18 protein-coding genes are annotated in these 26,638 nt (G+C 69.5%); 9 read left to right on the forward strand and 9 right to left on the reverse strand.

Annotation, left to right across the window (positions count from 1 at the left end; genetic code table 11):
• Positions 1–15: 15 nt before the first annotated feature.
• On the forward strand, positions 16–897 hold the full coding sequence (locus tag AB0C30_RS14310; protein WP_357943264.1) for an SDR family oxidoreductase: 882 nt from the start codon (positions 16–18) through the stop codon (positions 895–897).
• 88 nt (positions 898–985) lie between these two features.
• Entirely contained in the window at positions 986–4,507 is a 3,522-nt protein-coding gene (locus AB0C30_RS14315) for a WD40 repeat domain-containing serine/threonine protein kinase (RefSeq protein ID WP_357943266.1), read from the forward strand.
• Positions 4,508–4,557: 50 nt separating this feature from the next.
• Here AB0C30_RS14315 and AB0C30_RS14320 read toward each other — a convergent pair whose 3' ends face one another.
• Both AB0C30_RS14320 and AB0C30_RS14325 read right to left on the reverse strand, forming a co-directional pair.
• The gene (locus AB0C30_RS14320; RefSeq protein ID WP_357943268.1) at positions 4,558–4,917 is read right to left on the reverse strand and encodes a hypothetical protein; all 360 of its coding nucleotides are present in this window, start codon (positions 4,915–4,917) and stop codon (positions 4,558–4,560) included.
• Positions 4,917–5,351 (reverse strand): hypothetical protein, encoded by a 435-nt coding sequence (locus tag AB0C30_RS14325; RefSeq protein WP_357943270.1) that lies wholly within the window; start codon positions 5,349–5,351, stop codon positions 4,917–4,919. Before AB0C30_RS14325 ends, AB0C30_RS14320 begins: the two co-directional genes overlap by 1 nt.
• 179 nt (positions 5,352–5,530) lie before the next feature.
• Here AB0C30_RS14325 and AB0C30_RS14330 point away from each other — a divergent pair, with 179 nt between their 5' ends.
• Positions 5,531–6,850, forward strand: a complete 1,320-nt coding sequence (locus AB0C30_RS14330) for an MFS transporter (protein ID WP_357943272.1) — start codon at positions 5,531–5,533, stop codon at positions 6,848–6,850.
• Between the two features lie 2 nt (positions 6,851–6,852).
• Here AB0C30_RS14330 and AB0C30_RS14335 read toward each other — a convergent pair whose 3' ends face one another.
• A complete protein-coding gene (locus tag AB0C30_RS14335) occupies positions 6,853–8,841 on the reverse strand; it encodes a hypothetical protein (RefSeq protein ID WP_357943274.1) in 1,989 nt (662 codons plus the stop codon).
• A 519-nt stretch (positions 8,842–9,360) separates the two neighbouring features.
• Between AB0C30_RS14335 and fxsT the strand changes: the two genes are divergently transcribed.
• Positions 9,361–11,874, forward strand: a complete 2,514-nt coding sequence (fxsT, locus tag AB0C30_RS14340) for an FxSxx-COOH system tetratricopeptide repeat protein (RefSeq protein WP_357943276.1) — start codon at positions 9,361–9,363, stop codon at positions 11,872–11,874.
• Positions 11,875–11,884: 10 nt separating this feature from the next.
• Here fxsT and AB0C30_RS14345 read toward each other — a convergent pair whose 3' ends face one another.
• The 4 genes from AB0C30_RS14345 to AB0C30_RS14360 all read right to left on the reverse strand — a co-directional run bounded on the left by AB0C30_RS14345 (position 11,885) and on the right by AB0C30_RS14360 (position 18,262).
• On the reverse strand, positions 11,885–13,117 hold the full coding sequence (locus AB0C30_RS14345; RefSeq protein WP_357943278.1) for an FxsB family cyclophane-forming radical SAM/SPASM peptide maturase: 1,233 nt from the start codon (positions 13,115–13,117) through the stop codon (positions 11,885–11,887).
• A 98-nt stretch (positions 13,118–13,215) separates the two neighbouring features.
• Complete coding sequence (locus tag AB0C30_RS14350; RefSeq protein WP_357943280.1) at positions 13,216–15,996, reverse strand: AAA family ATPase; 2,781 nt, start codon at positions 15,994–15,996, stop codon at positions 13,216–13,218.
• Complete coding sequence (locus tag AB0C30_RS14355) at positions 15,989–16,984, reverse strand: hypothetical protein (protein ID WP_357943282.1); 996 nt, start codon at positions 16,982–16,984, stop codon at positions 15,989–15,991. Before AB0C30_RS14355 ends, AB0C30_RS14350 begins: the two co-directional genes overlap by 8 nt.
• A gap of 3 nt (positions 16,985–16,987) precedes the next feature.
• Positions 16,988–18,262: a P-loop NTPase fold protein gene (locus AB0C30_RS14360; protein WP_357943284.1), complete on the reverse strand. Its 1,275-nt coding sequence runs from the start codon at positions 18,260–18,262 to the stop codon at positions 16,988–16,990.
• 138 nt (positions 18,263–18,400) lie between these two features.
• Between AB0C30_RS14360 and AB0C30_RS14365 the strand changes: the two genes are divergently transcribed.
• From AB0C30_RS14365 to nrfD, 4 genes are read left to right on the forward strand one after another with little or no spacing between them, the layout of a single operon-like run.
• A complete protein-coding gene (locus tag AB0C30_RS14365; protein ID WP_357943286.1) occupies positions 18,401–19,582 on the forward strand; it encodes a cytochrome P450 in 1,182 nt (393 codons plus the stop codon).
• 29 nt (positions 19,583–19,611) lie between these two features.
• Positions 19,612–22,818, forward strand: coding sequence for a formate dehydrogenase (fdh, locus tag AB0C30_RS14370; protein ID WP_357943288.1), 3,207 nt, complete (start codon positions 19,612–19,614; stop codon positions 22,816–22,818).
• A complete protein-coding gene (locus AB0C30_RS14375) occupies positions 22,811–23,635 on the forward strand; it encodes a 4Fe-4S dicluster domain-containing protein (protein WP_357943290.1) in 825 nt (274 codons plus the stop codon). The genes fdh and AB0C30_RS14375 overlap by 8 nt, the downstream gene beginning before the upstream one ends.
• Positions 23,632–24,567: an NrfD/PsrC family molybdoenzyme membrane anchor subunit gene (gene nrfD, locus AB0C30_RS14380; RefSeq protein WP_357943292.1), complete on the forward strand. Its 936-nt coding sequence runs from the start codon at positions 23,632–23,634 to the stop codon at positions 24,565–24,567. The genes AB0C30_RS14375 and nrfD overlap by 4 nt, the downstream gene beginning before the upstream one ends.
• On the opposite strand, the gene AB0C30_RS14385 is transcribed toward nrfD, so the two are convergent.
• Positions 24,556–24,939, reverse strand: coding sequence for a MerR family transcriptional regulator (locus tag AB0C30_RS14385; RefSeq protein ID WP_357943294.1), 384 nt, complete (start codon positions 24,937–24,939; stop codon positions 24,556–24,558). The two genes, nrfD and AB0C30_RS14385, sit on opposite strands and share 12 nt — an antisense overlap.
• A gap of 59 nt (positions 24,940–24,998) precedes the next feature.
• On the opposite strand from AB0C30_RS14385, the gene AB0C30_RS14390 reads away from it, so the two are divergent.
• The gene (locus AB0C30_RS14390) at positions 24,999–25,685 is read left to right on the forward strand and encodes an SDR family NAD(P)-dependent oxidoreductase (RefSeq protein ID WP_357943296.1); all 687 of its coding nucleotides are present in this window, start codon (positions 24,999–25,001) and stop codon (positions 25,683–25,685) included.
• A gap of 74 nt (positions 25,686–25,759) precedes the next feature.
• Here the strand turns inward: AB0C30_RS14390 and AB0C30_RS14395 are convergent, their stop codons facing one another.
• The gene (locus AB0C30_RS14395) at positions 25,760–26,593 is read right to left on the reverse strand and encodes a TIGR02452 family protein (protein ID WP_357943298.1); all 834 of its coding nucleotides are present in this window, start codon (positions 26,591–26,593) and stop codon (positions 25,760–25,762) included.
• Between the last annotated feature and the right edge of the window lie 45 nt (positions 26,594–26,638).

Genomic DNA, 26,638 nt, shown 5'->3' on the forward strand with positions numbered 1-26,638 from the left:
TTGCGGGAGAGTTCCATGCGCGTCTTTGTCACCGGTGGCACTGGTCTGATCGGTTCCGCCGTCGTCACCGAACTGCTCGGCAACGGCCACACCGTCCTCGCCCTCGCCCGCTCCGACGCGTCCGCGCTGGTCGCCGAGGCGGCCGGCGCCGAGCCGCTCCGGGGAGGTCTCGCCGATCTGGACATCCTTCGCGCCGGCGTCGCTCAGACCGATGGGGTGATCCACCTGGCATTCGGTAACGACTTCAGCAGCCCCGACGCCCTCGCGAAGTCGGTCGTCGAGGAAAGTGCCGCCCTCGCGACCCTCGGTGAGGAACTCGTCGGCAGCGACCGCCCCTTCGTCACCGTCTCGGGTACGCCCTATGTGCCGGGCCGCCTCTCCACCGAGGCCGACCCGCTGCCGACCGATGGGCCGGTCGGCGGTCGCGGTCGCGCGGTCACGGCGGTCCTGGGCCTGGCCTCGCGCGGGGTCCGGAGCACGGCCGTACGCCTGCCGCGCACGGTTCACAACCAGGGCGCGGGCGGGTTCGCCGGTTTGCTGACCGACATCGCCCGCCGGACCGGATTGTCCGGCTACCCGGGCGACGGCGCACAGCGTTGGCCGGCCGTGCACGCGCTCGACGCGGCAGTCCTCTTCCGGCTCGCCCTGGAGTCGGCGTCGGCCGGTAGCTCATGGCACGCCGTGGACGATGAGGGAGACAAGGTGCGTGACATCGCCGCGGTCATCGGCCGACGGCTGGGCCTGCCGGTCGAGTCGGTGCCATCGGAGACCTACGGCCCGCTCGGCCCGATCTTCGCGAGCGACCAGCCCTCCTCAAGCACCTACACGCGGCGGGCGCTCGGCTGGGAGCCGAAGCACCCGCGCCTTCTGGAGGACCTGGAGAACATCCAGCCCTGACCTGAAACGCTTTTACGAAGCCAGGTGGTACGTGCATAGAGGGGTGAAGCAGCACAACTCGCGGGTGACCATTTGCGTCTAATCCGCCGTGGAATCGCTCAGCGGGGGAGATCCGCAGCACATCGGGGGCTACTGGCTGGCCGGGCGGCTCGGCTCCGGGGGGCAGGGAGTCGTCTACGAGGCGTACGACGCGGATGGGCGGCGGGTGGCGCTCAAGATGTTGCACGCGGCCGGCCACGACGGCAGCCGGGATCGGTTCGCCAAGGAGGCCACCGCCGCGGGTCGGGTGGCCTCGTTCTGTACGGCCAGGGTGCTGACCGCGGAGCTGGAGGGGCCCAGGCCGTACATCGTCTCCGAGTACGTGGCGGGGCCGAGTCTGCGGCAGGCCGTGCGCGAGGGGCGCAGGTTCACCGGTGACGACCTGCACCGGCTGGCCACGGCGGTCGCGACGGCGTTGACGGCGATCCACGAGGCGGGGGTCATCCATCGCGATCTGAAACCCGACAATGTGCTGCTCGGTCCCGATGGGCCGCGGGTGATCGACTTTGGCATCGCGCGGACGCTGGACATGTCGCTCACCAAGACCGGAGAGGTGTCGGGCACGCCCAGCTACATGGCGCCCGAGGTGTTCACCGGGCAGCGGGCGGGGGCTCGGGCGGACGTGTTCGCCTGGGGGGCGATCATGGTGTACGCCGCCACCGGGCAGGAACCGTTCGACGCCGACAACCTCGGCGGCGTGATGCACCGGGTGCTGTCGTACCAGCCCGATCTGAGCGCGTTGCCGCCTCGGGTGGCCGCGTTGGTCTCGGCCGCGATGAGCAAGGACCCCGCTGCCAGGCCGACCTCCCACGAGCTGTTGCTCGCGCTGGTCAGCGGCAACGGTGCCGACACCTCAGAGCTGCTGGCGGAAGGGAGCCGGGCCGCCCAGGGGGTGCGGGGGGAGGGTGGGGCCGATCCGGCGTTGGGCGCCATCGCGGAGGACGCCTATGGCGCGCTCGGGCCGGAGGAGCGTGAGCTGGCCGCCGAGGTGTTCCTGCGGTTGGTCGCCGTGGACGAGGACGGTCGGGAGAGCGGCCGGACGATCTCCCAGGACGAGCTGTTCGGCGGGCGTCCCGAGCACGAGGCCGCCGCCATCCGGCGCATTCTGCGGACCTTCTCGTACGTCGTCGCCGCCGATGACGAGTCGGTCGCGCTGTCGCGTCCCGGATTGTTGCGGGCCTGGCCCAGGCTGCGCATGTGGGTGGACGCGGACCGTGAGGGTCTCGCCGTACTGAGCCAGATCACCAGCGCGGCGCGGCACTGGACCGGCAACGGCAGGCGCGACGCCGACCTGCTCCAGGGCAGCCGCCTGGAGCAGGCGCTGAGCTGGGCGGCCACCGGGCGCCGCCACGTGACGCTCACTCCCCGCGAGCGCGACTTCCTCCAGGCGGGCACCGCGCTGACAAAGAAGCGCGCCAGGCGCAGGACCCTGACCACCACCGGGTTGGCCGGGCTGCTGGTGGTCTCGCTCGTGGCGAGCGGCCTGGCGCTGTGGCAGCGCCAGCAGGCGTCCGACCAGCGTGACGTGGTCACGGCCAAGCAGGTGGCGGCCGAGGCGGACCGGCTGCGTACCACCGACCCGGTCCTGGCGATGCTGCTCAGCGTGGCGGCCTGGCGCGTCTCCCCGCAGGTCGAGGCCCACTCCGCGCTGATGGCCTCGGCCCAGCAGCAGGAGACTGCCGTCTTCCACGATCCGCAGGTCAAGGGGCTGGCCACGCGGACGCTCAGCGGCGATGGCCGCACGTTGGTCAGCGTCAGCGAGGGCGGCGGTGTGAATGTGTACGACGTCCGCACGCACAAGCGGACGGGTGGTTGGAAAGGGCTGGGGCTGAAAGGTCAGGAGCTCTCCGATCCGGTGCTGAGCAGGACCGGACGGCTGCTGGCGGTGTACACCCACGATGAGCTCGGTGTCTGGAGCCTCGCCGACGGCAAGCGGCTGTTCAAGGAGAGCTTCCCGTCGGGCGACATGACGATCCAGATCGACATCGGCGAGGACGAGGCCACCCTCGCCGTCAGTTTCGACAACGATCTCGACCACCTGGTGGACCTGCGTACCGGCAGGAAGTTCGGTAAGAAGGCCGCCTTGCACAGGTTCGGTAAGAAGGCCGCCTTGCACTGGTGGGGTCCGGTGATCGACCCGACAGGCAGGCACCTGCTGCTCACCGGCGACAGCTTCGCCGAGCGCGCCCTGCCCGGCTGGGCCCCCGAGCACCGCTACCCCGGCTGCCGCGGGGCGCACTCGGTCGCCGCGTTCTCGTCCGACGGTGCCACTCTGGCCTGTGCGGGCAGCGACGTGGTGCTTCTGGACGCCGCCACCGGGCGCCGCCGGGACAAGCGCGACTGGACCTGTGACATTTGCGGCGGCTTCTTCCCGCGGCTGCGCTTCAGTCCCGACGGCCGCTACCTCGCCGCGTTCAAGGGCCGGAAGCTCCGGGTATGGGAGGTCGCCGACCACGACATCGAGCTGCTCACGTACCAGGCCGAGGGCGACCTGTCCGGCGTCGGTTTCGACGGATCCACGCTGCGCTACCTGATGGACGACTCGGTGATCAGCGTGGACCTGTCCCCGCGCGCCACCTCGATCAAGGCGGGGGGCAACGCTGTCCTCAGCCCCGGCAGCCAGTGGGCCGCGGTCCGCGCCGATGACAGCGAGTACGTCCGGCTCTGGAACGTGCACGAACGCAAGGACGTCGCCCGCTTCCCCGTCGAAGAGGGCTTGTCGGCTTTGTCAGCGTTCGACCAGCCGGCCAGACGACTCTTCATCGCGTCGAATTCCGGCCGGGTCGAGCTGGTCGATGTCGCTACCCGCAAACGGATCTGGTCGATCCGGTCCCAGCATCCCGGCGACGGCTTCCCAGCGTTACAGGCCGCCTTCAGCCCAGACGGCAGGACGATCGCGCTCGTCCTCGGCCCGTACGGGCAGACGCTGGAGTACTGGCTGACCGTGCTCGACGCCGCCACCGGCCGGGTCCTGCACGACAGCTTCACCACCAGCGTCGGCGGCCCGTACCTGCCCGACGGCAAGAGACTGGCCACCGGCTCCGGCAGGTTCATGGACGTCGCGACCGGCAAACCGGTCGGGGAGGCCTACGACACGTCCTACGACGGCGGGGCGGGCGTGGCCTTGAGCAGCCGTGGCCTCATGGCCATCTCCTACGACGAGACAGGACGTGTCGCGCTCTGGGACCCATCCGGGCCGACGGCGCTGCGGCCCATGCTGCCGAAGGCAGCGGGCCCCGTGGACGCCCTGGCGTTCTCTCCGAGAGGAGACGTGCTCGCGACGGCCAGTGGTGGCCTCGTTCAGCTCTGGGACCCCGCCAACAGGCGGCGGCTCGGGGGCGCCTTTGACGCCCGGACGATCCAGGGTGTCGACTCGCTGACCTTCAGCGCAGACGGCGGCACGCTGTACTTCTCGGCCGCCGGTGACATCCTGGAGATTCCCGTGGGGACCGAGCGGGTCGCCGCGCTGGTGTGCGGGCGCGCGGGCCGCCGGCTCACCGAGGCGGAGTGGAGCCGGTACCTGGGTGACGTCGCGTACCGGGAGACCTGCCCGGAGGCCCCCGGCCAGTGAGCCTCACACCGGCCGGACGCGAGCCGGTGAGGCGCACGTCCGACCGGCGGTCAGAGCGGAATGAACAGGGCCTCGAACGGTGGTTCGCCGACGCCGGTGGTGATGTGTCCCAGCCCCGTCGTGTCGGCGGCGAGCACCAGGTCGCCCGCGCCGAAGCGGCGTCGGGTGCCGTCCGTGACCGTCACCTCGATCGTGCCGCGCAGCATCATCACCCACTGCTCGCGCGGCGCCGGATGAGCGGCGCTGTCGAACGCGGCGCTGCGGACGAACTGCACGCCACCCTTCGACGGCAGCCCGCCGACCGCCATGGCCGGCACCCCTTCGGCGACCTGCCGGTGAGCGAGCGTGATCTCGCCGTCCTCGAACGCCGATCCGCCGTCCTCCGTGCGGGCGATCCTGGTGAAGCGCATCAGCTCGCTCCGATGAACTGGTGGTCGGTACGCAGCCGGCCATCGCCGTCCAGAGCCAGGATGTCCAGGCCGCCGCCGACGGCCTCGCCCGTCCGGGTCGACACCATCGACCACCGGATGGCGAGCACGTTGGGCATGAGGGAGTACGGCTCCTCGGCGGCCTCGAAGACGTGCTCGCCCGGCTCGACGAACATCTCGTAGGCACGGCTCACCCTGGCGTCCAAGGCGTCGTGACCCCGGACCTCCAGGGGCGGCACGGGAAAGGCGAGCGCCGTGGCGGCGTCGCGGATCTCCTGGGGCGGGTCGACCAGTACCTGGATCCCGTCGGGCGCCCACAGTTCGCGGATGAGGGCGCTCCGCGTCGCCGGGTCGGGCTCGTTCCACTGGGCGATATAACGGTCGGCCCACTGCTTCACATCGAGTTCGTTGCTCATGCGTAGCAGTGTCCAGCGCGGCCTGCGACTTTACGATTCCCTACAGGGAATCGTGCCGCTGCCACGTAGTCGCAAGCCCTGATGGGCCTACCGGAGCCGGGCTATACTCCGACGGGTCTAAAAGCCCCAAGAGTTGGTACAGCGCTTTCCATCCATGCATAAGAGGCAGGCTGTTCGCCGTGGCCATCCCCACTTGTGACCCTAAGGTCGGGCTCCAGGAACCACCGGCCAGGGCGGGGGAGTTGACTAGGACAGAAAGCTTGTCGGGCGACAACTCGGGCCCACCGAAGACGACCAGATTTGCCCTTGTATGGGCTGGTTCGACCATTTCCACGGTAGGTACGCGGACACTCGGTGTCGCCTACCCGCTCCTCGCTCTCGCGCAGACCAAATCGCCCGCCGCCGCCGGTTGGGCGGGGTTCGCTTTGACCATCCCCATCCTCGTCTTCTATATCCCCGGTGGGCTTCTGGTCGACAGGATGTCCAATCGCTCGATCATGCTCTGGGCGGAGTTCGGCCGCTGGGTGACCGTGGCGAGTGTGGCGTTCGCGATGCTCTTCGGGGGCCCCTCGCTTTTCCATCTCATCGCGGCGGCGTTGCTTGAGGGCACGTTCTGGGTCATGTGCAACCTGGCGGAGACGGCGTTGCTCCCGTCGCTGGTTCAGCCGGTCATGATGCGGCGCGCGCTGGCCAAGAGCGAGGGGGCCAGCCATCTGGCCTCACTCGCCGGTCGGCCGCTCGGTGGATATCTGTTTGGAGTGGGAGCGTTTATCCCTTTTGTGCTTAACGCCGTACTATTCGCCGTTTCATTGGTTTTGTTCTGGAAGGGGAGCCCTGGCTCTGGGCGGCGGCCCACCCATTCGTTGCAGCTGAGCGATCTGTCCGTGGGGTTCCACGTGCTCATGAAGCAGGACTTTCTGCGGGGCGCGATCATGCTGGTCACCATCACCAATCTGATGGTCAACACGCTCATCATGATTTTCGTCGCGGGGTCCGACGGGGTGCCGTCGCTGACGATCGGGCTCGTACTGGCGGCCGGCGGAGTGGGCGGAGCGCTGGGCGCCACCATGACCTTCTTCCAGCGGCCGCTGCGCTTCACCCTGCTGATCCACACGGGGATCTGGCTGCTGGCCATGCTCCTCGCGGTGCTGGGGTCGGTGCTCCGGTCGCAGCCGCTCTTCTTCGCCATGGCCTTCTTCACCACCGGAATCGGCGGGTCGATGACCAATGTGGCGATCAGGGCCGTGGAGGTCGCCAGAATCGACCCGGGAACACTGGCCCGCGTGGTCGGCGTCTCCCGGCTGTCGGCCTACGGCGCGCTCTCCCTCGCCGCGCCGCTCGGCGCCTTCCTGGTCACCTGGCACGGCGTGACGGGCGGCTCGATGCTGCTGCTCGGCGCGATGGTGCTCCTGGCACTGTCGGTTGTGATCGTGCCCCGGTTGCGCAAATGGCTGACTCCGCCGCTACCTGACTTCGTCGGCGAGCCCCACATGGCCTGACGTCACCGCGCGCCGACCAACCGGTGAGCGTCCTGCTTCATGTGCTCGGGCAGCGCGGGCCGCTGCGCGGAGATCGCCGCCTTGGCCAGGTCCACCGCTGAGGTGGTCTTGCCCGCCAGTTCCTCCACCCGAGCCGCGTAAAGCAGCAGCGGCCCATCGTCCACGGCCTCCGCCAGCGCCTCCATCATCTCCTGCTGGGCCTCCTCCAGGCTGTCGGTCTGGGCGAGTGCCAGCGCGTGCGCGATCTTGGCGAACGGCCACCGCAGCGGCCGGGCCCGGTCCAGGTCGCGCAGCGCGGCGCGGGCCCGGCCCATGCCGGCCAGCATCTGGCCCCGGCCGAGCAGGGCGTCGGCGTTGTTGCCCTCACGGTCGAGTACGTCGTTGAGCACGCCCACCGCCGCGTCCGGATGCCCGCCGTGCCACAGCGCCCACGCCAGCTCGGTCTGGATCGTGAGATCGGCGGGCACACGCACCATCGCGGCCCGCAGGTGGCGTACGGCCTCGTTGGGGGATCCCTGCGTGAGCCGTAGCCGTCCGATGGCCGTGAGCATGGGGCCGACGGCGGCCACCTCGCCGGCCGTCTCGAAGCTCTTGGCGGCCGCGCTGTAGCGGGAGACGGCGTCACTCAGCTCGCCCCGCTTCAGCGCGATGTTGCCCAGGAGCGACTCGATCTGCGCTCGCACCCGATGGTCGTCCTGCTCGGAACGGGCCAGGCCCTCCTTGCCGTGCTGCTCCGCCAGCACGAGATCGCCTTCGCGCAGGGCGCTCTCGGCCGCGCGGAGATGGTCCTCGGTCGGCAGCCGGTCCGGGTAGGCGCGGGGCCGGTAGTCCTCCTGCGCGGGCGCCTGTAGGAGGCGGTCGTACGCCAGCTCGTACGAGCTCTCGCCCATGTGCTGGTCGGCCCGGAGGAGATGCCGGGTCACCAGCAGGGCGACGGTGGCCCTGCTGATCCCGGCCAGCCGGATCGCGCTCTGACGGACGGGCTGCCGGCTCCCCGACCGGTCGGCGAACGCCAGCCGTAACCACGTCCGCAGCCGGTGCTCGTCACCGTTGAGCCGCTCGGCCGCGATCTCCCCGATCACCCGGTGGTAGTGCTCGGAGAGCGTCTTGTCGGCGTACAGACTGGCCTCGGTGGCGGTGATCTTCGTGGCCTCGGCGGGCAGCGCGTTCCACAGCGCCTCGCACACCACCTGGAGATGGACCGGGTCCACGCCCTCTGCCTGCTGCGCGGGGTTCGAGCGCCCCCTGATCTGGATGAGGTCTCGGACGATCTGCTCGGCCACCCCAGGGGCGAACACGTGCCCGGTGCCCTCGATCGGCCTGGTCACCGCCTCCAGCGCGCCCGCCTGGTCCAGTGCCTCCAGCGGGAAGCGTTCCCGGTCGGAGCCGGCCAGCTCCCGCTCGTACGGCAGCAGGTCCCGCAACCGGTCCGCGCGGATCGACAGCAGCAGCCGGAGGCCGGGATCCGCGTGGAGCGCCTCCCCGAGCTGCCCGAAGAACCAGTCCCGGTAGGGGTGGCGCCGGCGGCCGGTGGCGAAAAGCTCTTCGACCTGGTCGATGGCCACCATGGTGAGGGTCGGATCGCCGTAGGTGTCGCGTTTGACCGGCCGGGCCCGCAGGAACGCGGGGATCGTCATGCTCGCCAGCCGGGTGGGCGTGGCCATGGGGGACCACGACATCAGCAGGGCGAGGACGTACGGATCGTGGGCGGGAAGCGCGGCCTGCGGAAAGCACGACCCGTAGGACACTCGGCCGAGAGGGAGGACGTCGGTCCGGTTCGGGCTGAGGAGCGGGATCACACCTGCCTGGATGAGGGAGGTCTTCCCGCTCCCCGAGGCGCCGTACAGGACAGTCAGCCGTTTGCTCTGCCAAAGCTGGCAAATAACGCGAGACTCCGCGTCGCGTCCGAAGAATCCATGCCGATCTTCACCGCGAAAGACGCGTAACCCCCTGTATGGTCCCGGCGCTGCGTCCATACCGGAAGTGCCCATGTCGTTCCTATCCGCAGCCGCGTTTCACCGCACATTTCCTCCGTGACGGTCAAGGTGGGCGAATTCTTCGCATGCGCGCGCGGGCGCGCGCCCATCCGGCTGGATGAGGCACTCTTCGGGCGTACCTTGCACGCCCGATTTCCGCCTTGCTGCTGAGAAATGCGGAGTATGTCTTAAATTGAGTTTGAGAAGCCCGCTCCCGGCTCCTTCTTGTCGCTCTGGCAGGATGCCACCGCTGCTCGCAGGGCGGCGCTCTCCATTTCCGGCACGTGCCGCAGGGAAGCGGTGGTGTCGTCGATCAGGAGGCGGGATCTGTACTGCCCATCACGCATGTGCACTCCCCGTCCATTTCGGGCCATCCGAATGTCAAATGATGTACAGGCGCTTATGAGCGTGAGTGTGTCAGCCCGGCCGAGGCCGGTCCGACTTCTTCCTTATTTCCATTCTGTTATAAAGGGTTGGACTAATCAAGCTCTAGGATGAGACATATGATTACCGGCGTCTGGGGCGGAGGTTGACGTGACGGAAAATTCACACTCCATGGTGCCGCAGGGGCCGAAGATCTGGGAAAGGGTCCCCAAGCGTAATCCGAACTTCACCGGCCGCGCGGACCTGCTCAGCGTGCTCAGGAAGAGCATCAACACGGTCACCGCCGTCGTGGCGCAGCCCCAGGCCCTCCAGGGGCTCGGCGGCGTCGGCAAGACGCAGCTGGCCATCGAGTACGCCTGGCAGTACCGCGCCCATTACGACCTGGTCTGGTGGATCTCCGCGGACCAGCCGGTGCTGGTCCCATCGTCGCTGGCCGCGATGGGCCAGGTGCTCGGACTCCCGCCCGCGACCGGTGCGGAGCAGGCCACCCAGGCGGTGCTGCGTACGCTGCAGAGCGGCGTCCCGTACCGGAGCTGGCTGGTGATCTTCGACAACGCCGAAGAGCCCGACTACATCAAGGACTTCATCCCCAGGGGACCCGGCCACGTCCTCATCACCTCGCGCAACTCGCGCTGGAGCGACCATGAGCCCACCATTCAGGTGGACGTCTTCAGGCGCGAGGAGAGCGTGGAGTTCCTCCGCAAGCGCCTCGGCGGGGCGGTGAGCGAGGCCGGGGCCGCCCTGCTGGCCGAGAAGCTCGGCGACCTCCCGCTGGCGCTGGAGCAGGCCGCCGCCCTGCTGGCCCGCACCCTGATGCCGGTGGACGAGTACGTCTCGCTGCTGGAGGAGCAGACTGGCCGGCTGCTCAGCCTGGAGAAGGCGCCGACCTACCCGCAGTCCATGACCGCCGCGTGGCAGCTGTCGGTCTCACAGCTCGAAGACCGGGTCCCCGAGGCGGTCGAGCTCCTGCGCTGCTGCGCCTTCTTCGGCCCCGAGCCCATCCCGCGCGACGTGTTCCGCCGCGGCAACCGGCTGGTCGGGCCGCGGCTGGCGCCCATCCTGTCCGACGCCATCCTGCTGACCAACGCGCTGAGTAATTTGGAACGTTACGCGCTGGTCAAGGTCGAGCCCGCCGCCCGCACCCTCCAGGTCCACCGGCTCAACCAGGCCCTGCTCCGCGACGAGACGCCGGAGAAGGACCGCGGCGAGCTCCGCCACGAGGTGCACCTGCTCTTGGCCGGCAGCGCGCCGAGCGACCCGGACGACGAGACCAAATGGCCCAGTTTCGAGGAGCTGGCCGCCCACCTGGAGCCGTCGGGGCTGATCAACTGCGTCGAGCCGAACGTCCGTAAGTTCGCGATCGACCTCGTGCGTTATCTCTACGTACGTGGTAGCTACAAACAGGCGCAGGCACTGCTCGGCGAATACATCGAGAAGTGGACAGAGCAAAGCGGCGCGCGGCACCAGGACGTGCTGGTGGCCCAGATCCACCTGGGCAACATCAAGCTGGCGCTGACCCTCTATCCCGAGGCGTACGAGATCGACACGAGGGCCTTGGAGCTGATGCGGGAAGCCCTGGGCCACGAGCAACCGGAAACGCTGTGGGCGATGAACGGCTACGCCACCTCGCTCCGTGGCCGCGGCGACTTCCTGCGGGCGCGCGACGTCGACGCGGAGGTCCGCGAGGCGTACGAGCGACTGTACGGCGACAACGACATCCGGACGCTGCGCGCCCGTAACAACCTGGCCCTCGACTACGCCCTGACCAGCGAATACGGCGAGGCGCAGAAGATCCTCCAGTCCGCCTACCTCTACATGAGCGGCGCGGAGGGCAGCGGCAGGCGCCTCCTGCTGCAGACCTGGAGCAACCTGAGCCGGGCGGTGCGGCTGAACGGCCAGTTCCACGTGGGGACCGACATGGCCGAGGAGGCCTACCGGTACGGCGTGGCGCAGCTGGGCGAAGACCACCCCGCCACCCTGCTCGCGGCCAAGGACCTCGCCATCAGTCAGCGCCGGACCGGTCGGCTGGGCGAAGCCCTGGAGCTGATGCGGGACACCTACACGCGGCTGCGGCGACTGTACGGAGACGTGCACGCCGACACGATGGCCGCCGCCCTCGGCCTGTCCAACGCCCTGCGCGCCTTCGGTGAGCTCGATGAGGCCCAGGCGATGGTGGATCGCGCGCTGGAGTACTACCCCCAGGTGTTCGGGGAGGACCACCCGTTCACCCAGGCGAGCAGGATCAATCTGGCGCTGCTGGCGCGTCTCGGCGGCGACGCCGCCAAGGCGCGGGAGTTCGATCAGAACGCCCTGGACGGTCTCACCGAGCGGCTCGGCCGCGATCACGACTACACGGTGACCTGCGGCATCAACCTGCAGAACGACCTGGCCGCGCTCGGCGAGTTCGACCAGGCCCGGCGGCTCGGCGAGGAGAACTACCAGCGGATCCAGACGCACTTCACCCCCGACCACTACCTCAGCCTCGTCTGCGCCGCCAATCTGAGCCTGGACCTGCGGGCGACGGGCGCGGAGGACGAAGCCGCGCGGCTGCACGAGGAGACGATGAGGCGCTTCGACCTGATCGTGGGACGTGACCATCCCGATACGCTCGCGGCGCTCGCCGGTGAGCGGCTCAACTGCGACTTCGACCCGCCACCCATCTAATTCGGCCGGGTCAGCCCGCTCCGCGGAGCCGCGCCATGTCGCGGGCGCACCGCTCGGCGATGTACGTGATCAGCCGGTACAGGTCAGGGCAGTAGACGGAGGGAGTCGCGAAGCCGGTGTCCTGGCTGTAGCGGTGCGCGTAGAGCCCGCCCCCGCAGGTGGAGACGATCTCGCAGCTGCGGCAGGCAGGGGACAGCGCCAGCTCGCCGATCTGCCGCGCGACGATCGACGGGTGCAGCAGCGCCCGGTCGAGCGGGTCTCTGAGCACGTGCAGCGAGGTTTGGGGGGCGCCGGGGTAGGCGCTCTTCAAGATGTCCGACTGCTGGATGCGGCCGTCGGTCTCGATCACCACCATGCGCACCGGGGACAGCCCCACCGTCTCCGCCCGCGAAGGACTGCCGAGCAGCAGGCGCAGGATCTCCTGGAACATCCGGATCTCGGTCTGCAGCACCGGGCTCTCGTACCACCGGTCGAAGATCTGGATCAGCCAGTCGGCGTACGGCGTCGCCGCCGAGTCCGGGTCGCGGAAGGGCGGCGGGGCCGGCCAGTTGCCGTGGGGCAGCAGGAAGTCGATCGCCGGTGGGTCGAACTCCAGCAGCGCCTCATAGGTGCGCACCGGGTCGTTCCGCACGTCCACCGTGCACAGGAGCCCGCTGAACAGGCGGTGGTACGGCCCCTCGGTCAGCCGGCGCAGCGACGCGCTGACCAGGGCATGGCTGCCCCGGCCGTCGGCGAACCGGCGGTGCCGGTCGTGGCTCTCCTCGTCGCCGTCGACGCTCACGCCGACGCGGATCTCCAGCGATTCGAACAGCCGCAGGAACGATTCGTCGAGCCGTACGCCGTTGGTCTGGATGTTGACGTTGACCCGGGTGCCGGTGTCGACGGCGCCACGGATGCCGCGTACCAGGCGGGAGATGAGCTCGGGGCCGGCCAGCAGCGGCTCGCCGCCGTGCAGGATGATGTCCACCTCGGGCAGGTTGTGGCGGCCGGCATGCTCGGCGATGCGCTCGATCGTGCGGTCGGCGACGGCGTCGGACATCCTGCGGGGCTGATCGCGCCAGCTCTGGTCCGCCATCTCGTACACGTAGCAATGGCGGCAGGAAAGATCACAGCGGCTGTGAATCTTCAGGATGAACTGCTGGAAGGCGAACGGCTTCCATCCGTCGGCCAGCAGCGCGTCGACGTCGAGAAATTCCGGGAACCCCTGGGTGAGCAGCGGTTCCGAATCAGGGCTTCCTAACAACGGCTACCTCTTAAGTGTCGTGTGCCCCAGCACACTCGCCGTTCGGGTTTCGCGAAACGCTACAGCTGGTCCCTATTTCTCATGGCTTCGAGGGATAGTCAAGATTTACCCAGATTTGAGCGTATTTCCTCTTGGTGGTGGAGCAGTTTTTCGAAGAACAGATACAGCTCGTCGATTTCCGCGACGAGGGGGAGCCAGTCGTAGGTGCCGAGCCCGTCTTGTTCCAGGGGAGAAAGCAGGCGGGCGGTGGCGCGGAGCTCGTTGGAGGGGATCTCGATCGGCACGATCTCGGTCATACCGTCGCGGTAGGCGCGGGCCAGCGGATGTCGCGATCCGCGTACCCCGAGGGCCGCCAGGGCCGCTTCGGCGGGATGCTTGGAGACCGCGCCGTCGGCCAGCTCAAGTGAGCCTGGATTGGCGATCGCCACCAGCACCCGCAGCTCGGGCGGCAGGTCGCGGAGCACGCGCGGTGGCCGGTCCGACTCGGCGCGCCGCTGCCCGCGGGCCAGGAGCAGCAGCACCTCGGGGATCCGTTCACGGAGCCCGCGCTGGACCTCCGCCACGCAGTCGGCGGGCGAGCGCTCGGAGACGGCCAGCCGCCGCCCTATGGTCTGTCGTACGAGCGCCAGCGGCTCCACCAGCATGGCCTCCGTCAGCACCTGGTATCCGCTGTCGGGGTCCTCGCTGAGCGCGTAGGCGTAGCGGCCGACGGGGTCGGCGGAGTGCGGATCGGCGGATCCACGCAGCTCACGGGCGAGCTGGTCGAGGTCGCGCCGGGAGCCGAGCGGCGCGTTCGCCCGGCGTACGTCGGAGGCGGCGAACCTCCGCCACAGGAACCAGGCGGCGGTCGCCGCGACGGCGGTGCCCGCGAACAGGGTCACCGTGAGCTGGATCGGCACGAGGGAGACGGTGGCGAGCGCCGCAGCCGTCGTGACGACTGCCGCGGCGACGGCGACGGCCAGCATCCTGAGCCGTGACGTACGTTCGCGGACCACCTCCGCCCGGGCCTGGCGGAACTCCGCCCAGTCGGCGGCGGTCCGCGCGGCCCTGGCCTCGGCGATGCGTCCTGCCAGCTCCGCGCGCTTGGGCGGCCACTCTTTCGGCGCCTGGCGGTCGAGCCGCTCGCTCTCGGCGGTGAGGTTCTGGTGTTCGAGCCGGTCACTCACGGCGGTGAGGTTGCGGTTGAGGATCATCATCTCGGCGCGGCGCTCGGAGTTCAGCTCTTCCAGGTGCTCCACGATCGCGCGCATGGCGTCGTCGAAGGCGGCCGGCTCCTCGTCCTTGAGTGGCATGGCGGCGATGCGCTCGACCAGTTCGTCCAGCTGTCCCGGGAAGCCGGGGGAGCCGTCGGCCACCAGCACCACGTGCACCGCGCCGCGCAGGCCGGCCAGCACCGGAGGGCTGACGTAGCCCGTGGCGAGCAGCGCGGTGAAGACCGGCTGGCCGCCGGCCCGCAGGTGTCTGGTCTGGGTGACCGTCTGGACGGCGTTGGCGACCTCGTCGTCGAAGAAGACGGCCTCGGACAGCTTGACCAGGGCACGCGGCTCACGCCGATCAGGCAGGTGGAAGGAGACGCCACCGTCACCCGTCTCCGTTCGCTCGATGGTGAGCCCGGCGGCGAGCAGGCGGGTCTCGACGAGCATGGCCAGCTCGGCGAGGCCGGGGGAGTGACTGTGGCGGGCGGACGCGCTCGTGACCAGCTCGGCGTCGATGACCGACAGCGGCCCCGCGACTTCGAAGCTCGCCCAGCTGAGCTGGAGCAGCAGGCGGAGGTTGCCGCCGCTGTGGCGCAGGAGTTCGAGCATCGCGCTCTCGGTGAAGGGCCAGATGGTCGCGTCGTCGTACCCCGGGCGGGCGGCGCCGATGTACGCGCCGAGCACCAGCCGGGCCTCGTCGGGGGTGAGCGGCAGCATGTGGCAGGCGCCGGTGCCGATGCGCTGGCGCAGATCGGGCGGTACGCGCTCCCACGCCGCGTCGTTGGACACCAGGAGCAGCAGCCCGGCAGCCTGCGGGATCACCTCGACCAGGCTCTGCAGCAACCCGATGTTCGCGGTCAACGAACTCCGGCCCTCCGGCAGGAACTTCTCGCACTGGTCGAGCACCAGCACGAACGGCCGCCCGCCCCTGGTCACCAGCCTGGTCAGCAGTTGCAGGCCGTACCGGCAGGTCAGGGGGTCGTCGATCTGGCCGCTGACGCCGAGCGCGCGGGAGGCGTCGGGGCTGATCGGACGGCCGCACAGCCAGTCGTAGGCCACGCCGGAGAACTCGGGGCGCAGCAGGAACGACAGCGCCCGCTGGAACTCGGGCCCGCTGCCCGCCACGGCGGCGATCTCCTTGGCCTGCTCCTCCAGCACCTCGCCGGCCTCGACCTGATGCGTGCCGAACAGGTCGTACACCCGGCCGGGATCGTCCCCGACCACGGACAGGACCGCGCCCCTGCTGGCCGGGCCGTCGGCGTGTCCGGCCCGGTCACCCGCGAGCGCGCCCAGGTAGCGCAGGCTCAGGTCCGTGAGCAGGTCCTGGGGCAGCTGGGAGACCAGGCGGCGGTACTCGGCGACGAAGTCGTCCTCCTGGAAGCGCAGGTAGAGCTGGACCGCCCGAGGGTCGGCGTCGTTGACGAAGGCCATCATGTGACGGGCCGCGTGCGTCTTGCCCACCCCGTGGGCGCCGTACAGGCAGGCGAGGCCGCCGTCGTGCGCCCGGTCGTCCCCGAACCCGCGCAGGTAGTCCGTGGCCCAGCGCTGGGCCTCGCGCACGCCGGGCAGGATCGCGGTGGGGGTGCGCCGGGCCCAGTCGCGCAGGAACTCGGCGAGGGAGGTCTCCTCGGCGCTGGAGATGCCGCGGGCCGGAAAGGGATTGCGCGCGGGGTATTCAGCCATGGAAGCCTCTCAGCCTGTTCCATCTGTCGCGCTGCCATATCTTGAGCCGCACCCAGCGCTCATGAATGCGCAGGTCTTCGGCGGCCGGCCATGGCACGTCGCTCTCGTACTCGCTGAGCCGCAGGTCGAGGAGTACTTCGAGGTGCTGGATGGCCTGCCCGATCGTGTACGGGCGCTTGCTGAAGACGTTCTTCACGCCCTGCTCGTCGAAGGGCGCGGGCGGGTGGCCCTTCCACCGGAATTCCGCCAGTGCCGCGATCTGCTCCGGAGTCAGCGTGTCGAGGTCGAAGACGTGCCCGCGCTCCGCGAACGCCTGCCGGTCCGCCTCGGTGATCTGGACGGTGTTCGCGTGCTGGTAACTGTCGATGACGAAGACCACGACGGTGCTCGTGTTCTCGAACACCTTCTGGGCCTGGGTGATGAGCTCCTTGGCGGGCACGCCCTCGTACCGGATGCCGAAGCCGGCGTTGCGGCCGGCGAACGTCGTCGCGGTGAATTCCGCGATCTCCTGCAGGTCGTACTCGTTCATGGGGTTGGCCGCGCCCCTTTCGCTCAACGTGCTGAAATGGGCGCGCAGCGCGGGCGGGATGTCGATGCCTTGGGCGTTCATCTTGTTGCGCAACGAGAGCAGGGTCGAGCACAGAACCGCGTACGCGTCGTGCGTCATGTCACCGCGCTCCGCGCGATGCGTCACGAAGGTGAAACCGGGCGGCAGGAGCGATGCGGCGGCCTGCTGGTACAGGTACATCGCATGGTTGGCCAGCGACGTCCGCCCGCTGTTGCCCACTCCCGTGATCAGGAAGTAGGCCGGTCTCCCTTTGCTGATCGCCTCTTTGACCGCCGCCTCGATGACCTCGAGCCGGATGAAACCGGCCAGTTCGAGGACGAGTTCGCGATCGGCCGGCAGCGCGAGGGGATCCAGCGGGCGGGCGGCGTAGGGGTTTCCGGCGGGCAGTCCGTACAAGTCGTAGCGCAGGTCGTCGGACATGTCTCACCCGCCGATCATCGTCAGGTAGACGGGCAGGTCGTCCGCCGCGGCCTCGAAGGCGGAGTCGGCGAAGATCGGCGCCAGGAAGTCGTGCTTGCCGCGAAAGGTCAGGGTCAGCTTCTGCAGCGCCTCGGCCCGCGTCTTGAACCGCGTCTGGAAACCCTGGAGTACGTCGGCCGCCAGCTTGTCCTGGTGGACGAGCTCCAGCGCCACCAGCAACGCCGGCTGCCGGAGCACGCTCGCGAACAGCTCCGGGCTCTGCACCCGCAGCACCACCAGGCGGACGACCAGGTCGGTACGCAGGGCGGCGAGGCCGGGGGTGCCCTCGATGATGGCCTCCGTCACCCGCAGCAGGTTGAGCACGCGTTTGATCTTCCGGGGATTGGGCGTGAGGATCCGCTCCAGCGTGCCGACGTGCTTCCTGGCCAGCTCGCCCGGACGCGATTCGCGGATGAACCGGCCCACCTCCGCGGGGCCGAGCGGGTAGAGGTGCAGCGGGAGCTGGATCATCTTGTCCAGGTAGTCGTCGCCGATGGCCGCCTGGTCGGCGAAGCCGAACGGCTGGTACTTCACCAGGACCCCGCGGTCGACCACGTCCTTGGCCAGGGCGATCACCACGAAGACGTGCTTCAGGTCGAGGAAGAGCTTGATCGACTCCAGTACGTCGATGATCTGGTCGGGCTCGCACCTGTCGAGGTCGTCGACGAAGAAGACGATCTTCTTGCCCTGCGCGGCCAGGCGGTCGGCCTCCTGCTGCAGCAGCCCGCGCAGCCGGCCGGTCTGGCTGTCGACCTGGCCGCGCATCGCGGCGTACTGCTGGGCCAGCTTGTCGATCTTCTCCACGCTCACGGAGCTCAGGGTGAGCCTTTTCAGCATCTCGTCGGCGGCCAGCTGCGCCATGATCGTGCCCAACCGGCGGACCGTGCCGGCGAAGCGGTGCTCGGGGTCCTGGTCGAGCTCGGCGTGGAGCGCGTTCAGCAGGGGAAGCAGCATCTCCGGCTCGCGGCGGTGCACCCAGGGGTTGAAACGCACCCGGACGATCTCCTCGCCATGCCGATCGAGTAAGCGCCTGTCGACCATTTGGAGCAGGGTCGATTTCCCACTTCCCCACGCGCCGTAAATGCCGATCGTGAAAGGCGTCTCGGTGTCGGGATTGGTGATGATCGAAACGAGGGGGTCGACGTAGCGGCGAAACTGGAGTAGATCTCCGCGCCAATTGGCCGGGGCATCCGAGAGCATCGCGATATCGGGCATAGTCCCTCCAAAGAGAGGATGCATCCTTGGTGGTGCCTGATACTTCAGGTTATCGAAATGTGACGTCCCTCTGTCCCTTGTGTCCCTTTGGTCGGTCCTTTGGGCAAACAGCCGCGGCGAGGTCAAATGACGGTTGTGAGGTCTTCTCGGAATGGAGGACGGATGGACACACCGGCCGCGGACATCCTGGCGAACGTCGACTTGTTCGCCGACGACCAGCGCGAACACCTGCTCGACGCGCTGGCCATCGCACGCAGGGAATGCCCGGTCGTGCACACGCGCACCGACGGCGGCTACTACATGGTCACCCGCTACGAGGACGTCCGCATGGTGTGCCTGCGACCGGCGATCTTCAGTTCGGCGCAGCCGGGCGTGCGTGGCGTGCCGGTCCGGCTCATTCCGCTGGACGTCGACCCGCCGGACCACCGTCGATACCGCAAGTTCCTCGAGGCGTACTTCTCCCGCTCGTTCCTGCTCCGGTACGCCGAGCAGATGCGGGAGATCGCCCGGGACGCCATCGCGGGGTTCATCGACAAGGGCCGCGTGGAGATGGTCCGTGACTACTCCGTGCCCTTCAGCGCCGGGTCGCTGGCCCGTGTCGTCTTCGCCACCGACAACATGGAGCTGATGCGCCGGGGGGTGGCGGCGGTCAAGCGGTGCGCCATAGAGAGCACGCCCGAGACGTTCGAAGCGGTCGCCCTGCTCGCGATGGAGGCGATAGCCGAGGCCGGCGACCGGCCGGCCTCGGAGCACGAGAACGTCCTCAGCGCCCTGGCCAGGGCGAGCGTCGACGGGCGGCCCCTGACGGCAGAGGAGCAGGTGGCGATCGTCACCACGCTGCTGCTCGGCGGCCTGGACACCACGCGCGGCGTGATCGTCAACATCGCCTACCATCTGGCCACGCGCACGGACATCGAGCCGATCCTGCGCAGCCCGGACTGGTGGCGCGGTCCGATGGACGAGTTCCTGCGCTTCGAGACGACCGTGGCGTTCATGGCCCGTACGGTGACTCAGGACACCGAGCTGGCCGGCACCCCGTTGAAGGCGGGGGACCGGGTCGTCCTGCAGTTCTACTCGGCCAACCGCGATGCCGAGCGCTTCGACCGGCCCGACGAGCTGGTCTTCGACCGGCGGATCAACCCGCACCTGGCGTTCGGCGCCGGGGTGCACCGCTGCATCGGCCAGAACTTCGCCCGGATCCAGCTCGCGATCGCCTTCGAGGAGTTGCTCAAGCAGGCGACGAACTTCCGCCTCGAAGCGGGCGCCGACATCCCGCGCCAGGCCGGCGAGCCCTTCGGCAGCCCTTCCGAGCTGTACCTGACCTTCGACCGCCGGGATGGTTAGCTCGGACCGATTGGGGCAGGGCCTGCATTGTGTCCGGTAAGGGGTGGTTCTCCCGGTGGCCGGTGATCCGGCAGCTCAGGGGAGAGGACGGTCGGAGCGACGCCGTGCGCTCCGCCCGTACGGACGCGCTTGCCCCGCGCACCGAGGAGGCCGATACGGTCGCGCGGTCGATCTGCCCCTACTGCGCGGTCGGCTGCGGCCAGCTCGTCTACGTCAAGGACGGCCGGGTCACGCAGATCGAGGGTGACCCGGACTCGCCCATCTCGCGTGGGCGGCTGTGTCCCAAGGGCTCGGCGAGCAAGCAGCTCGTCACCCATCCCGGCCGCCAGACCCAGGTGCTGTACCGGAGACCGCACGGCACCGAATGGGAGCGGCTCGACCTCGACGCCGCGATGGAGATGATCGCCGACCGGGTCGTACGGACCCGGCGGGAGACCTGGCAGCAGACCTATGAGGGCAAGGTCGTGCGCCGCACCATGGGCATCGCCGGACTGGGCGGGGCGACGCTCGACGACGAAGAGAACTACCTGATGAAGAAGCTGTACACCGCCCTCGGCGCGATCCAGGTCGAGAACCAGGCCCGTATTTGACACTCCTCCACCGTCCCCGGTCTGGGGACCAGCTTCGGACGCGGTGGCGCGACCACCTTCCAGCAGGATCTGGCGGGTGCGGACTGCATCGTCATCCAGGGCTCCAACATGGCCGAATGCCACCCGGTGGGCTTCCAGTGGGTGGTCGAGGCCAAGGCGCGGGGCGCGAAGGTGTTCCACGTGGATCCGCGCTTCACCCGGACCAGCGCGCTGGCCGACCGGCACCTGCCGATCCGCGCGGGTAGCGACATCGTGCTGCTCGGGGCGCTGATCAACCACGTGCTGGCCAATGAGCTGGACTTCCGTGAGTACGTGCTGGCCTACACCAACGCCGCCGTGATCGTGTCGGCGGACTTCCGGGACACCGAGGACCTTGACGGGCTGTTCTCCGGCTTCGACGCGGAGACGGGTACGTACGATCCGCGGAGCTGGGCGTACGAGGGGCCGGGCGAAGGGCCGGGCGAGGAGACGCCGGGCGCGCAGGCACCGGGCGCGGACCTGGAGGGTGGTAGGCAGCACGCCGAGGCCGCGGGGGCGGACACTTACGGCTCCGGGGGCGCCGAGGCGCATCCCACCCCGGCGACGGATCCGACGCTGCGCCACCCGCGCTGCGTCTACCAGATCCTTCGGCGGCACTTCGCCCGCTACACCCCGGAGCTGGTCGAGCAGCTGTGCGGCATCTCGCGGGCGCACTTCGCCGAGCTCGCCGACGCGATCACCGCCAACTCCGGCCGGGAGCGCACCACCGCCTGGGTGTACTCCGTCGGCTGGACCCAGCACACCGTCGGCGCGCAGTACATCCGCACCGCCTCGATCCTCCAGTTGCTGCTGGGCAACATGGGCCGGCCCGGGGGCGGCATCCTGGCGCTGCGTGGGCACGCGAGCATCCAGGGGTCCACCGACATCCCGACGCTGTTCAGCCTCCTGCCCGGTTACCTGACCATGCCACACGCCCACCGGCACGAGGGGCTGGAGGACTATCTCGCCCGTGAGGGCGGCGACGTCGGCTTCTGGGGCCACCGGCGCGCCTACCTGGTCAGCCTGCTCAAGGCGTGGTGGGGGAACGCGGCCACCGAACAGAACGACTTCTGCTTCGACCACCTGCCGCGCCTGACCGGCGACCACAGCCACTACACCACCGTGATGGGCCAGATCGACGGCACGGTGAAGGGCTACTTCGTGGCGGGCGAGAACCCCGCGGTCGGCTCCTCTGGCGGCCGGGCGCAGCGCCTCGGCCTGGCCAACCTCGACTGGCTGGTGGTACGCGACCTGACGCTGGTGGAGACGGCCACCTTCTGGAAGGACGGCCCGGAGCTGGAGACCGGGGAGATGCGTACCGAGGACATCGCCACCGAGGTGTTCTTCCTGCCCGCCGCGAGCCATGTGGAGAAGGAGGGTACGTTCACCAACACCCAGCGGCTCCTGCAGTGGCGGGAGAAGGCGCTCGACCCGCCGGGCGACTGCCGCAGCGACCTGTGGTTCTACTACCACCTGGGCAAGCTGGTCAGGCAACGGCTGACCGACGACGAGATCGACCGGCCGCTGCGCGAGCTGACCTGGGACTACCCCGAGCTGGGAGAGCACCGGGACCCGTCGGCGTCGGCCGTACTCCGCGAGATCAACGGGGTCGGCCCGGACGGGCGGGCGCTGTCGGCCTACACCCAGCTCAAGCCGGACGGGTCCACCAGCTGCGGCTGCTGGATCTACTGCGGCGTGTACGCGGACGAGGTCAACCAGGCGGCCCGGCGTCGGCCGGGGCAGGAACAGTCGCCCGTGGCGCCCGAATGGGGCTGGGCCTGGCCGGCGAACAGGCGCATCCTCTACAACCGGGCCTCCGCCGACCCCGAGGGCCGCCCATGGAGCGAGCGCAAGGCGTACGTCTGGTGGGACGCGGAGCAGGGGAAATGGACCGGGCAGGACGTGCCCGACTTCGAGCCGAACAAGCCGCCGGACTACCTGCCACCCGAAGGCGCCCACGCCGAGGACGCGCTCGCCGGGACCGACGCGTTCATCATGCAGTCCGACGGGAAGGGCTGGCTGTACGTGCCCGCCGGCCTGGCCGACGGCCCGCTGCCCGCGCACTACGAGCCGCATGAGTCGCCGGTCGGCAACCCGTTGTACGCCCAGCAGGCCAACCCCGCGCGCAAGATCTACCCGCGACCGGAGAGTCCCTACAACCCGCCGGAGTCGCCGCGCTACCCGTACGTGCTGACCACGTACCGGCTCACCGAGCACCACACGGCGGGTGGCATGAGCCGGCCGCTGGCCTACCTCGCCGAGCTGCAGCCGGAGCTGTTCTGCGAGGTGTCGCCGCAGCTGGCCGCCGAGGTGGGGCTGGTCAACGGCGGTTGGGCCACGATCGTGACCAGTCGCACCGTGATCGAGGCTCGGGTGCTGGTCACCGGCCGGGTCCGGCCGCTGCGGATCCAGGGCAGGGTGATCCATCAGATCGGCCTGCCGTACCACTGGGGGTGGGGCGGCGGCGGCCTGGTGACCGGCGACGTCGCCAACGACCTGCTTCCGCTGGTGCTCGACCCGAATGTCTACATTCAGGAGAGCAAGGCCGTGACCTGCGACGTACGGGCGGGTAGACGGCCGAGGGGGCAGGCGATGCTCGACCTGCTGGAGGTGTACCGCGATGGCTGAGCGGATGGGCTTCTTCACCGACACGAGCGTCTGCATCGGCTGCAAGGCGTGCCAGGTGGCGTGCAAGGAGTGGAACCAGCTGCCCGACGACGGCTTCGTGTTCGAGGCGAACTCCTACGACAACACCGGGGCGCTCGGGGCGAACACCTGGCGGCACGTGGCCTTCATCGAACAGTCCCGCCCGGTGCCGCTGCCTTCGGACGACTCCGCTGACGAGGGTGTGGAGCGGTGGCTGATGTCGTCGGACGTGTGCAAGCACTGCACTCACGCCGCCTGCCTGGACGTCTGCCCGACCGGAGCGCTGTTCCGTACCGAGTTCGGCACGGTGGTGATCCAGGAGGACATCTGCAACGGCTGCGGCTACTGCGTGTCCGCCTGCCCGTACGGCGTGATCGAGCGGCGCGAGGACGACGGGCGGGCGTGGAAGTGCACGATGTGCTACGACCGGCAACGCGGCGGCCTCGAACCGGCGTGCGCCAAGGCGTGCCCGACCGACTCGATCCAGTTCGGCCCGCTGGATGAGCTCCGGGAGCGGGCCGAGGAGCGGGTGGCGCGGCTGCACGCCGACGGGCAGGCCGAGGCCCGCCTGTACGGCGAGAGCCCGGACGATGGGGTGGGCGGCGCGGGGGCGTTCTTCCTGCTGCTGGACGAGCCCGAGGTGTACGGGCTGCCGCCGGATCCCGTGGTGACCACTCGTGACCTGCCGTCCATGTGGCGCTGGGCGGGGGCGGCGGCGCTGTCCGTGGCTGGGGCGGTGGTGGCGGCATTCGCGGGCTCGGGCGCCTTCACCGGTTCACGGAAGGGGAGGCGGCGGTGACGCGGGAGCGGTCGACGGTGCCGAAGGGGGAGCGGTCGATGGTGCCGGAGGCGGAGTTCCGGTCCTACTACGGGCGGCCAGTGATCAAGGCCCCCGTCTGGCACGAACCCCATATGCCGACATATCTCTACGCGGGGGGTCTGTCGGGGGCTTCGTCGGTGATGGCGGTCATGGCCGGGTTCACCGGGTACGACCGGCTGGAGCGTACCGCCCGGGTCGCGGCGGCGATCGGCGCCGCCGCCGGCACCGGGTTCCTCATCGCCGAACTGGGCAGGCCCGAACGCTTCCTCAACATGTTCCGCGTGTTCAAGCCCACATCGCCGATGAGCATGGGCTCCTGGCTCCTGGCCGCACAGGGCGGGCTGTCGGCGGTCGCCGCCTCGACCGAGCTGACCGGGATCCTGCCCGCCGTGGGAGACGCGGCGGCCCTCGCCACGGGCCTGACCGGCCCGCTGACCGCCACCTACACCGCCGTCGTGGTCGCCGACACCGCTGTGCCCGCCTGGCACGAGGCCTACCGGGAATTGCCGTTCCTGTTCGCCGGGAGCGCGCTGGCCAGCGCCGGGGCGGTGGGCATGCTGGCGACCCCACGGGCGCAGGCGGGGCCGGCCCGCGTCGTGGCGATGTTGGGGGCCGCTGTGGAGAGCGTCGCCGGCGTGGTGATGGAACGGCGGCTCGGCCTGGTGGGCGAGCCGTACCGGCTGGGGAGGGCGGGGCGCCTGATGCTCTCGGCCCGCGTACTGACGGCCGGTGGCGGGCTGCTCGCGTCGATCGCCGGGCGCAGCCGTACCCTCACCGCCCTGTCCGGTCTCGCCCTTACGGCGGGCGCTTTGTGCACCCGGTTCGGCGTCCTGGAGGCGGGCAGGGCCTCGGCCGCCGACCCGAAGTACACGATCGTCCCCCAGCGGCAGCGCCAGGCGTCAGCCTCTTGAGGCCTCTTGCAGGGCTGCGTCAAGAATCGTGTCCAGTACCTTCTGCGAACTCTGGAGCTGAGCGATCATCTCGGCGATGTGGGCACGTTCGCGCCGCAAGTCCTCGATGAAGGCCGGGCAGCCGGAAGACACCATCAGCTCGCCATCGTCGTGCACGCAGTGCAGGACCCGGGCGATGACTGTGGTGGAAAGCCCGGCGGCGAGCAGGGCGCGGATATGGCGGACCGTTGGAATGTCCGCCTCGGTGTACTCGCGGTAGCCGTTCCCCAGGCGGACCGGCTTAAGGAGCCCCTGTTCCTCGTAGTAGCGCAACAGCCGCTTGTTCACCCCGGTCTCGTGGGCCAGGTCACCGATCCGCATCTTGACCTTCACATAGATGAGAAGCCTTAGCGTCCCAATTATTGCCGATCAAGAAGAGCGAGGAGATGTCCATGTCAGGCGCAGTGATCGTTGGTGCGGGTCCGGGGATCGGACAGGCGGTGGCTCGTCGGTTCGCCAGGGAAGGCCTGCCGATCACGCTGATCGCCCGCGGTAAGCAGACGCTACGCGCCGCGGCCGAGGCGGTCGCTCCCAGCGGTGTCCCGATTGTCACGTTGGCAGCTGACAGCACCGACCAGGCCGGATTGAACGCCGCACTCGACCAGGCTGTCAGCGAGCATGGCGTGCCGGACGTCGTCGTGTACAACGCCGCGATCATCCAGGCGGACGCGCCGGGCGAGCTGTCCGTACGCGGCCACATGGAGGCATGGGCGGTGAACGTGGTCGGCGCGATCAACGCCGCGGCCCACATCGCGCCCGCCATGGCGGAACGTGGCAGCGGAACGTTCCTGATCACGGGCGGTATGCCCGAGCCCAAGCCGCAGTACGTGAGCCTCTCCCTGGGCAAGGCAGGCGTCCGAGCCCTGGTTACGCTGCTCGACGAGGAGTATGGACCTTCCGGAGTACACGTGGCGAGCGTCACCGTGGCCGGTCCGGTGGCCCCCGGTACCGACTTCGATCCGGACGACATCGCCGAGCGCTATTGGCAACTGCACACGCAGCCGCGACACCGGTGGCAGCAGGAAGTACTGCACGCCGGCCCAACACCGCCGGGAAATTCTCTTGGCATGCCAGGATAGTAATGATCGACTTCGGATTACGCGACGAGAACGACCGCGTCGCCAGCCCAGATTCACCGTTCACCTTGGCGCCTTCAAAGCCGCGGCATCGCGAACCGCTCGGCGAATGCGGCGCGGTTCGCCGAGTCCGGCATCCGATCCCATACGGCGAACACCACTCGCTCGAACACCGCCGCGAAGGCTCCATCCTCGACCAGATGGGCGTGAAAGGCCCCGGCGACCTCGCGCGGATCGTTGCGGAACACGCCGCAGCCCCACGCCCCGAGTACCAGCGTGCGAGCACCGTGATGCGCGGCCACGGCCAGGACACGCCCCGCCCGCTGGTGGAGCGCCTGCCGGATCCGCCCGCCCGCTCCCGGGTCGCGGCGCAGCATCTGCCCAGCGTTGGGCGCCGGTGAGGTGAGGAAGGAGACGAGGTACGGCTCGGCCAGCAGTTGGCCGTCCTCGCCGCGGTGCACCGGCACGCCGGGCGACCAGATGACGCGGTGGCTGTAGAGCAGGTCGGACGAGGCCCGGTGCGCGGCGTAGTAGTCGGGTGCCTGAAGGAGGCACGGATAAAGCAGGGCCTGGCGGCACAGGTCCTCCTCCTGCGCCTTGGCGCCGCCGAGATAGCCGCCTCCCGGGCTGCGGGCAGAGGCGAAGTTCAGCACGGCGATCCCGGTCGCCCCGTCAAGGTGCAGCCGCCGCGCTGCCCGCAGGCTGCGCTCGCCGGTGACCTCGAAGACCGTCCGGTACGTACCGGCTCTCGGCCATTCGATGGGGCCGTCTGGTGGGTGGCTCACGGTTGCGGCCACCGCGGCCCGCAGCGCAGGACCCACATCCACGACCGCGCCGTCGGCGGCCGAGTACCAACCCTCGGCGGCGATGCGCTCGTTGTCGATCGCGACCTGGCGCAATCTTCCGCTCACGCGCCCCATCGTAAATCGCGAACCTGCTTAGCGGCGTGGGGGCTT

The sequence above is a fragment of the Nonomuraea sp. NPDC048901 genome (assembly GCF_040649695.1).
Taxonomy (GTDB): Bacteria; Actinomycetota; Actinomycetes; order Streptosporangiales; family Streptosporangiaceae; genus Nonomuraea.